General features: G+C 64.5%; 9 protein-coding genes. 2 read left to right on the forward strand and 7 right to left on the reverse strand.

Translation table 11 applies throughout. From position 1 onward, the window contains the following. Both glyS and glyQ read right to left on the reverse strand, forming a co-directional pair. Positions 1-1981: glycine--tRNA ligase subunit beta (gene glyS / locus HP547_RS17160; protein ID WP_172286914.1), on the reverse strand; the 1981-nt coding region annotated here is incomplete at its 3' end. Further along, complete coding sequence (glyQ, locus tag HP547_RS17165) at positions 1978-2925, reverse strand: glycine--tRNA ligase subunit alpha (RefSeq protein ID WP_043198565.1); 948 nt, start codon at positions 2923-2925, stop codon at positions 1978-1980. The genes glyS and glyQ, both read right to left, overlap by 4 nt. An 83-nt stretch (positions 2926-3008) precedes the next feature. Here glyQ and HP547_RS17170 point away from each other — a divergent pair, with 83 nt between their 5' ends. Both HP547_RS17170 and HP547_RS17175 read left to right on the forward strand, forming a co-directional pair. Continuing rightward, on the forward strand, positions 3009-3560 hold the full coding sequence (locus HP547_RS17170; protein WP_172286915.1) for a DNA-3-methyladenine glycosylase I: 552 nt from the start codon (positions 3009-3011) through the stop codon (positions 3558-3560). 41 nt (positions 3561-3601) lie between these two features. Continuing rightward, positions 3602-4489, forward strand: coding sequence for a lysophospholipid acyltransferase (locus tag HP547_RS17175; RefSeq protein WP_172232060.1), 888 nt, complete (start codon positions 3602-3604; stop codon positions 4487-4489). Positions 4490-4667: 178 nt separating this feature from the next. Here HP547_RS17175 and HP547_RS17180 read toward each other — a convergent pair whose 3' ends face one another. The 5 genes from HP547_RS17180 to def all read right to left on the reverse strand — a co-directional run. Continuing rightward, positions 4668-4976 (reverse strand): tetratricopeptide repeat protein, encoded by a 309-nt coding sequence (locus HP547_RS17180; RefSeq protein WP_172232063.1) that lies wholly within the window; start codon positions 4974-4976, stop codon positions 4668-4670. A gap of 11 nt (positions 4977-4987) precedes the next feature. Beyond that, positions 4988-6361, reverse strand: a complete 1374-nt coding sequence (gene trkA / locus HP547_RS17185) for a Trk system potassium transporter TrkA (protein WP_016712794.1) — start codon at positions 6359-6361, stop codon at positions 4988-4990. 22 nt (positions 6362-6383) lie between these two features. After that, a complete protein-coding gene (gene rsmB / locus HP547_RS17190; protein WP_172286916.1) occupies positions 6384-7694 on the reverse strand; it encodes a 16S rRNA (cytosine(967)-C(5))-methyltransferase RsmB in 1311 nt (436 codons plus the stop codon). Next, positions 7691-8623 carry a methionyl-tRNA formyltransferase gene (fmt, locus tag HP547_RS17195; protein WP_172286917.1) on the reverse strand — a complete coding sequence of 311 codons (933 nt, stop codon included), beginning with the start codon at positions 8621-8623 and terminating at the stop codon, positions 7691-7693. The genes rsmB and fmt overlap by 4 nt, the downstream gene beginning before the upstream one ends. A gap of 60 nt (positions 8624-8683) precedes the next feature. Further along, a partial coding sequence (gene def / locus HP547_RS17200) for a peptide deformylase (protein ID WP_172286918.1) occupies positions 8684-9016 on the reverse strand: 333 nt, incomplete at its 5' end.

Consider the following 9016-nt stretch of genomic DNA (forward strand, 5'->3'; position numbering starts at 1 on the left):
TGGCGCGTACCTTGGCGTCTTCGGCGTTGACCATCACCGCCTCGAAGAAGGCGTCGACCGGGTCACGCAGTGCTGCCAGTCGGGCCAGCGATTCGCTGTACTGGCGTGCAGCAGCCATTGGTTGCACGGCCTGGTCGGCCTGCTGGATGGCCGAGTACAGGGAGAACTCGTTGGCATTGTCGAAGTACTTGGGCTCGACCTGTTCGGCGATGGCGCCTTCGGCTTTGCTCAGCAGGTTCGACACGCGCTTGTTCACCGCGGCCAGGGCTTCGGCTTCCGGCAGCTTGCGGAAGGCCTGCACAGCCTGTACCCGCTGGTCGAAGTCCAGCGCAGAACCTGGCTGCAGGGCACGTACCGACAGGTAGGTAGCCACATCGATGCCTTCGTCTTCGTAACGTGCACGCAGGCGGTCGAAGATGAACTCCAGCACCTGCTCGGCCAGGCCGGCAGCCTTGACCTTGGCGCCGAACTGCTTGACGGCGAACTCCACTGCACCGGTCAGGTTCAGGTCCAGCTGCTTCTCGATCAGGATACGCAGCACGCCCAGGGCGGCGCGGCGCAGGGCATACGGGTCTTTGCTACCGGTGGGCAGCATGCCGATACCGAAGATGCCGACCAGGGTGTCGAGCTTGTCGGCGATGGCCACGGCAGCACCGGTAAGGGTCTGCGGCAGCTCGGCGCCAGCACCGCGCGGCATGTACTGCTCGTTCAGGGCCAGGGCAACGTCCTGCGGCTCACCGTCGTTGAGCGCGTAGTAGTAACCGGCAACACCCTGCATCTCGGGGAATTCGCCGACCATTTCGGTGGCCAGGTCGCATTTCGACAGCAGGCCGGCACGGCCAGCGCGCTGGGCGTCGCCGCCGATCAGCGGGGCAATGAACGCGGCCAGGCGGGAAACGCGTTCGGCCTTGTCGTACACGGTACCCAGCTGAGCCTGGAACACCACGTTTTTAAGGCGCTCGTTGAAGGTTTCCAGCGGCTGCTTCTTGTCCTGCTTGAAGAAGAACTCGGCGTCGGTCAGGCGTGGGCGCACGACCTTTTCGTTACCTTGCACGATCTGCTGCGGGTCGCGGCTTTCGACGTTGGCCACGGTGATGAAGCGCGGCAGCAGCTTGCCTTCGCTGTCCAGCAGGCAGAAGTACTTCTGGTTGTCCTGCATGGTGGTGATCAGGGCTTCCTGCGGCACCTCGAGGAAGCGCTCCTCGAACGAGCACACCAGCGGCACCGGCCACTCGACCAGGGCAGTCACTTCGTCCAGCAGCGCCGGCGGCACGATGGCGCTGCCTTCCTGCTGCATGGCCAGCTCGGCGGTACGCTTGCTGATCAGTTCGCGGCGCTCGGCGAAGTCAGCCAGCACGTAGGCTTTGCGCAGGTCTTCGACGTAGTTGGCCGGGGTGGTGACAAGCACGTTTTCCGGGTGGTGGAAGCGGTGGCCGCGGGATTCACGGCCGGCCTTTTGCGAAAGGATGGTGCAGTCGACCACCTGGTCGCCGAGCAGCATCACCAGCCATTGGGTCGGGCGCACGAACTCTTCACGGCTGGCCGCCCAGCGCATGCGCTTGGGGATCGGCAGGTCGTTGAGGGAATCTTCGACGATGGTCGGCAGCAGGCCAGCGGTAGCCTTGCCCGGGATGTGCTGGGAGAAGCGCAGCTTGGCGCCGCTCTGGTCGATTTCGGCCAGCTCTACACCGCATTTCTTGGCAAAGCCCAAGGCAGCCTGGGTGGGCTCGCCGTCTTTGAAAGCAGCCTGCAGGGGCGGGCCATCGATGTTGATGCTGCGGTCAGGCTGCTGCACGTCCAGCTGGCGAATCAGCACGGCCAGGCGGCGCGGCGCGGCGTACACCTGCTTGCCGGTGTAGTTCAGGCCGGCGGCCTGCAGGCCTTTCTCGATGCCGGCCAGGAAGGCGTCCCCGAGGGTAGCCAAAGCTTTGGGTGGCAGCTCTTCGGTGCCCAGTTCTACCAGGAAATCTTGAGCACTCATTGTGCAGCCTCCAGCTTAGCCAACACTTCGTCACGCAGTTCAGGGGTGGCCATCGGGAAGCCCATGCGTGCGCGGGCTTGCAGATAGCTTTGCGCCACGTCCCGGGCCAGGGTACGTACGCGCAGGATGTAGCGCTGACGCTCGGTTACCGAGATGGCGCGACGGGCGTCCAGCAGGTTGAAGGTGTGCGAGGCCTTCAGGACCATTTCGTAGGTCGGCAGCGGCAGGTCCAGCTTGATCAGGCGGTTGGCTTCGCTTTCGTAGAAGTCGAACAGTTCGAACAGCTTCTCGACGTTGGCGTGCTCGAAGTTGTAGGTCGACTGCTCCACTTCGTTCTGGTGGAACACGTCGCCGTAGGTGACCTTGCCGAACGGGCCGTCGGCCCACACCAGGTCGTACACCGAATCGACGCCCTGGATGTACATGGCCAGGCGCTCGAGGCCGTAGGTGATTTCACCGGTGACCGGGTAGCACTCGATACCGCCCACCTGCTGGAAGTAGGTGAACTGGGTGACTTCCATGCCGTTGAGCCAGATTTCCCAGCCCAGACCCCAGGCGCCGAGGGTCGGCGATTCCCAGTTGTCTTCGACGAAGCGAATGTCGTGCACCAGCGGGTCCAGGCCAATGGCTTTCAGCGAGCCGAGGTACAGCTCCTGGAAGTTGGCCGGGTTCGGCTTGAGCACCACCTGGAACTGGTAGTAGTGCTGCAGGCGGTTGGGGTTTTCGCCATACCGCCCGTCGGCGGGGCGACGGCTAGGCTGCACGTAGGCAGCGTTCCAGGTTTCTGGGCCGACGGCACGCAGGAACGTGGCGGTATGGAAAGTGCCGGCGCCTACTTCCATATCGTAGGGCTGAAGCACCACACAACCTTGAGCTGCCCAGTAGTTCTGCAGGGCGAGGATCAGGTCTTGGAAGGTACGCACGGCTGGCGTAGGCTGGCTCACGAAATTCACCTGTATCTGGGGATGCGGATGTAAAGAGCGGGAGTATAACCTGATTCGCCTCGCCCTCTACTCATTGGAGCCTTATGCCACGCTGCTTTTGGTGTACCGACGATCCGTTGTACCAGGCCTACCATGACCAGGAATGGGGAACGCCGCAGCGTGATCCGGCGTTGCTCTTCGAGATGCTTTTGCTCGAAGGGTTCCAGGCGGGCCTGTCGTGGATCACCGTATTGCGCAAACGCGAGCGTTATCGCCAGGTGATGCACGGCTTCGACGCGGCGGCACTTGCGCACATGACCGACGAACGCATCGAGGAACTGATGCAGGACGCCGGCATCATCCGCAACCGCCTCAAGCTCAAGGCCGCCCGGCGCAACGCCCAGGCCTGGCTGGCTGTGGACAACCCTGGCGAATGGCTGTGGTCGTTCGTTGGCGGTGAGCCAAAGATCAATCACTTCAAGGGCCGCAGCGAAGTGCCAGCGGTGACCGACGAAGCCAAGGCCATGAGCAAGGCCCTGCAGAAAGCCGGCTTCACCTTTGTCGGCCCGACCATCTGCTACGCCTTCATGCAGGCCACCGGCATGGTCATGGACCACACCACCGATTGCGATCGCTACGCCGCCTTGCTGCGCTGAGAGGTTACAATGCGCGCCTCGCTGAAATAAGGAATTGGCCTGTGGAAAAGTTCAAGGGCGCCCTGATGGTCGGGGTGCTGCGTCTGTTTGCCAAGCTGCCCTGGGGCGCTGTGCAGCGCGTCGGCGCCGGTATCGGCTGGTTGATGTGGAAGGTGCCCAACGGTTCGCGCAATGTGGTGCGCATCAACCTGGCCAAGTGCTTCCCGGAGATGGACCCGGCCGAGCGCGAGCAGCTGGTGGGCCGCGCGCTGCGGGATATCGGTAAATCCTTTGTAGAAAGCGCCTGTGCCTGGATCTGGCCGCCGCAGCGTTCGCTGGACCTGGTCAAGGAAGTGCACGGCCTGGAAGTGCTGGAGCAGGCCTTGGCCTCGGGCAAGGGTGTGGTCGGCATCACCAGCCACCTGGGCAATTGGGAAGTGCTCAACCACTTCTACTGCAACCAGTGCAAACCGATCATCTTCTACCGCCCGCCAAAGCTGAAGGCTGTGGATGACCTGCTGCGCGAGCAGCGGGTGCAGATGGGCAACCGCGTGGCACCTTCGACCAAGGAAGGCATCCTCAGCGTGATCAAGGAAGTGCGCCGCGGTGGCCAGGTGGGTATCCCGGCCGACCCGGAGCCGGCGGAGTCGGCGGGCGTGTTCGTGCCGTTCCTCGGTACCCAGGCACTGACCAGCAAGTTCGTGCCGAACATGCTGGCGGGCGGCAAGGCGGTCGGGGTATTCCTGCATGCCCTGCGGCTGCCGGACGGGTCGGGCTTCCGGGTGATCCTGGAGGCGGCGCCCGAGGCGATGTACAGCACCGATGTGACCGAATCGGCTGCTGCCATGAGCAAGGTGGTCGAGCGCTATGTGCGTGAGTACCCGAGTCAGTACATGTGGAGCATGAAGCGCTTCAAGAAGCGCCCACCCGGCGAGCCGCGCTGGTACTGAGATCTTGGGGGCGCTCCGCGCCCCTTTCGCCGGCAAGCCAGCTCCCACATTGACCGCGCAGGCCTGGGGCTGTGCTTCAACCTGGGGGAGCCAGGGTTTTGCGCTGGGTCCAATAGCCTACCTGGTCCCTGTGGGAGCTGGCTTGCCGGCGATGGGCTGCAAAGCAGCCCCGGCAATCTCAAGCTTTGTTCAGTTTTTTAAGAAAAACGGTCATCTCTTTCTCGGCCTGCTTGTCGCCATGAGCTTGTGCCGCCACGATCCCGTCTTCCCAGGCCTTGCGCGCTGCCGCCAGGTCACCCTGCAGCTGATACGCCTTGCCCAGCAGCTTCCATGCCGCCGAATACTTCGGGTCCTGCTCTACGCAGCGTGCCAGGTGCACAGCCGCTTCCGCTCCGTTGCCCTCGTCCAGCCAGGCCTTGCCCAGACCAAACCGCAACAGCGGGTTATCCACACCCTTGGCCAGCATCTTCTCCAGCGATTCGCGCATGCCTTCTTCTCCTAGAAGAAACTCAAGCCGACGTGGAATAGCTTCTCCACATCCCGAATATGCTTTTTATCCACAACAAACAGGATCACATGGTCGCCTGATTCGATCATGGTGTCGTCATGGGCAATCATCACCTCTTCGTCACGGATGATCGCACCGATGGTGGTCCCCGGCGGCAGGGCGATGTCCTCGATGGCCTTGCCCACCACCTTGCTCGACTTCGAGTCGCCGTGCGCCACCGCCTCGATGGCCTCGGCCGCGCCGCGTCGCAGCGAGTGCACGCTGACGATGTCGCCACGGCGTACGTGCGCCAGCAGGGTGCCGATGGTGGCCAGCTGCGGGCTGATGGCGATGTCGATATCACCGCCCTGCACCAGGTCGACATAGGCCGGGTTGTTGATGATGGTCATCACCTTGCCCGCGCCCAGGCGCTTTGCCAGCAGCGAGGACATGATGTTGGCTTCGTCATCGTTGGTCAGCGCCAGGAAGATGTCGGCGTCGGCGATGTTCTCTTCCAGCATCAGGTCCTTGTCCGAAGCGCTGCCCTGCAGCACCACGGTGCTCTCCAGGGTATCGGAGAGGTGCCGGCAGCGGGCCGGGCTCATCTCGATGATCTTCACCTGGTAGCGGCTTTCGATGGCTTCGGCCAGGCGTTCGCCAATCTGCCCGCCCCCGGCGATGACGATGCGTTTGTTGGTTTCATCAATACGGCGCAGTTCGCCCATCACGGCGCGAATGTCCTTCTTCGCGGCAATGAAGAACACCTCGTCGTCGGCCTCGATCACCGTATCGCCCCGTGGGGTGATCGGCCGGTCGCGGCGGAAGATGGCTGCCACGCGGGTGTCTACGTTGGGCATGTGCGCGCGGATCTGGCGCAGCTGCTGGCCGACCAGCGGGCCGCCGTAGTAGGCCTTCACGGCCACCAGCTGGGCCTTGCCCTCGGCGAAGTCGATCACCTGCAGCGAGCCCGGGTGTTCGATCAGGCGCTTGATGTAGTTGGTCACCACCTGCTCGGGGCTGATCAGCACGTCGACCGGGATATGGTCGTTGTCGAACAGCTCCTCGCGGGTCAGGTAGGCGGACTCGCGCACCCGGGCGATCTTGGTCGGGGTGTGGAACAACGAATAGGCCACCTGGCAGGCGACCATGTTGGTTTCGTCGCTGTTGGTCACCGCCACCAGCATGTCAGCGTCGTCGGCACCGGCCTGGCGCAGCACCGTAGGCAGCGAGCCACGGCCCTGCACGGTACGGATGTCCAGGCGGTCGCCGAGGTCGCGCAGGCGGTCGCCGTCGGTGTCGACCACGGTAATATCGTTGGCCTCGCTGGCCAGGTGCTCTGCCAACGTCCCGCCTACCTGGCCTGCGCCGAGGATGATGATTTTCATCCGTTACTCCCTACCCTTGGTCTTATCCGCGCGAGGCGGCGATCTTGATCAGCTTGGCATAGTAGAAGCCGTCGTGGCCGCCTTCCTGGGCCAGCAGCTGGCGGCCGTGGGGCTGGCGCAGGCCGGCTTCGGTAGCCAGGTCCAGCTCACGGGCGCCCGCGGTACGGGCAAGGAACGCCTCGATCACTTCGGTGTTCTCGGTCGGCAGGCTGGAGCAGGTGGCGTACAGCAGCATGCCACCCACTTCCAGGGTCGGCCACAGGGCATCGAGCAGCTCGCCCTGCAGCGTGGCCAGGGCCGGGATATCGTCGGCCTGGCGGGTCAGCTTGATATCCGGGTGGCGGCGGATCACGCCAGTGGCCGAGCAGGGCGCGTCCAGGAGGATGCGCTGGAACGGCGTGCCGTCCCACCAGCTGGCGGTGTCGCGGGCATCGCAGGCGATCAGCTCGGCGTCGAGCTGCAGGCGGTCGAGGTTCTCGCGCACGCGGATCAGGCGCTTGGCTTCGAGGTCGATCGCCACCATGTGGCCCAGGCCCGCTTCGGCCTCCAGCAGGTGGCAGGTTTTGCCACCCGGGGCACAGCAGGCGTCGAGCACGCGCTGGCCGGGGGCCAGTTCGAGCAAGTCGGCAGACAGTTGCGCGGCTTCGTCCTGCACACTTACCCAGCCTTCGGCGAAGCCTGGCAGGCCGCGCACGTCACAGGCTTCGGCCAGCACGATGCCGTCACGGCTGTACCGACAGGCGCTGGCGCCCACCCCTGCTTCGGCCAGCAGCGCCAGGTAGGCGTCGCGGCTGTGGTGGCGGCGATTGACCCGCAGGATCATCGGCGGGTGGGCGTTGTTGGCAGCGCAGATGGCTTCCCACTGCTCGGGCCAGAACGCCTTCAGCTGCTTCTGCAGCCAGCGTGGGTGGGCGGTACGTACCACCGGGTCGCGCTCCATGCCGGCCAGTAATTCTTCGCCTTCGCGTTGAGCACGGCGCAATACCGCATTGAGCAGGCCCTTGGCCCACGGCTTTTTCAACTTGTCAGCGCAGCCCACGGTCTCGCCGATGGCGGCGTGGGCCGGGATGCGGGTGTAAAACAGCTGGTACAGGCCGACCAGCAGCAGCGCCTGTACATCGGCATCGGCGGCCTTGAACGGCTTCTGCAACAGCTGGGCGGCGAGCAAGTCCAGGCGTGGCTGCCAGCGCGCGGTGCCGAACGCCAGGTCCTGGGTCAGGCCACGGTCACGCTCATCGACCTTGTCCAGCTGCGTTGGCAGCGAGCTGTTGAGCGAGGCCTTGCCGCTGAGCACAGCGGCAAGGGCACGGGCGGCGGCGAGGCGCGGGTTCATTGGCCCAGCACCTTGCCAGCGGCGAACTTCTCGCGCCGGCTGTTGAACAGGTCGCTGAAGCTCAGCGCCTTGCCGCCAGGCAGTTGCAGGCGGGTCAGGCTGAGCGCCTGGTCACCGCAGGCGACCACCAGGCCGTCCTTGCTGGCAGACAGGATCTCGCCAGGGGCGCCCGTGCCTGTGGACAAGTTGGCGGCCAACACCTTCACGCTTTCGCCATCGAGGGTGCTGTGGCAGACCGGCCACGGGTTGAACGCACGGATCAGGCGCTCCAGCTCGACGGCCGGGCGGCTCCAGTCGATGCGCGCTTCGTCCTTGTTCAGCTTGTGGGCGTAGGTGGCCAGGGCATCGTCCTGCACTTCACCTTGCAGCGAGCCGTCGGCCAGGCCGGCAATGGCCTGCACCACGGCAGGCGGGCCCATTTCGGCCAGGCGGTCGTGCAGGCTGCCGCCGGTGTCGTCGGCGCTGATCGGGGTGACCACCTTCAGCAGCATCGGGCCGGTGTCCAGGCCTGCTTCCATGCGCATCACGGTGACGCCGCTTTCGGCGTCACCGGCTTCCACGGCGCGCTGGATCGGCGCCGCACCGCGCCAGCGTGGCAGCAGTGAGGCGTGGCTGTTGATGCACCCCAGGCGCGGGATATCGAGCACCGCCTGCGGCAGAATCAGGCCATAGGCAACCACCACCATCAGGTCTGGCTTGAGCGCGGCCAGTTCGGCCTGGGCATCGGCATTGCGCAGGGTTTGCGGCTGGAACACCGGGATGTCATGGGCCACGGCAAGCGCTTTGACTGCACTGGGCATCAGCTTCTGGCCACGGCCGGCAGGGCGGTCGGGCTGGGTATAGACGGCCACGATGTCGTAAGGGCTGTCGAGCAGGGCCTTGAGGTGTTCGGCGGCAAACTCTGGAGTGCCTGCAAAGACGATGCGCATGGAGTTCTCGCTTCAAAATAGAAAAAGGCTTGCCGGAGCAAGCCTTCTGGAAGGTGGGGATCAGGCTTGCTGGCGGTGCTGCTTTTCCAGCTTCTTCTTGATCCGGTCGCGTTTGAGCTGCGACAGGTAGTCGACGAACAGCTTGCCGTTGAGGTGATCGAATTCGTGCTGAACGCAGACCGCCAGCAGGCCTTCGCATTCCAGCTCGTAAGGCTTGCCGTCGCGGTCCTGGGCCTTGACCCGTACCCGCAGCGGGCGGTCGACATTCTCGTAGAAGCCGGGCACCGACAGGCAACCTTCCTGGTACTGGCCCATGTCGTGGGTCAGCTCTTCCACCGTGGGGTTGATGAAGACCCGCGGTTCGCTGCGGTCTTCGCTGAGGTCCATGACCAC

It is taken from the genome of Pseudomonas sp. CM27 (assembly GCF_013179515.1).
In the GTDB taxonomy this organism is placed as follows: Bacteria; Pseudomonadota; Gammaproteobacteria; order Pseudomonadales; family Pseudomonadaceae; genus Aquipseudomonas.

Coding starts and splice junctions, on each gene's coding strand:
- HP547_RS17180 (WP_172232063.1), bottom strand. CDS start 4,976: ATGCGCGAATCGCTGGAGAAGATGCTGGCCAAGGGTGTGGATAACCCG.
- rsmB (WP_172286916.1), bottom strand. CDS start 7,694: ATGAACCCGCGCCTCGCCGCCGCCCGTGCCCTTGCCGCTGTGCTCAGC.
- fmt (WP_172286917.1), bottom strand. CDS start 8,623: ATGCGCATCGTCTTTGCAGGCACTCCAGAGTTTGCCGCCGAACACCTC.
- HP547_RS17170 (WP_172286915.1), top strand. CDS start 3,009: ATGCCACGCTGCTTTTGGTGTACCGACGATCCGTTGTACCAGGCCTAC.
- trkA (WP_016712794.1), bottom strand. CDS start 6,361: ATGAAAATCATCATCCTCGGCGCAGGCCAGGTAGGCGGGACGTTGGCA.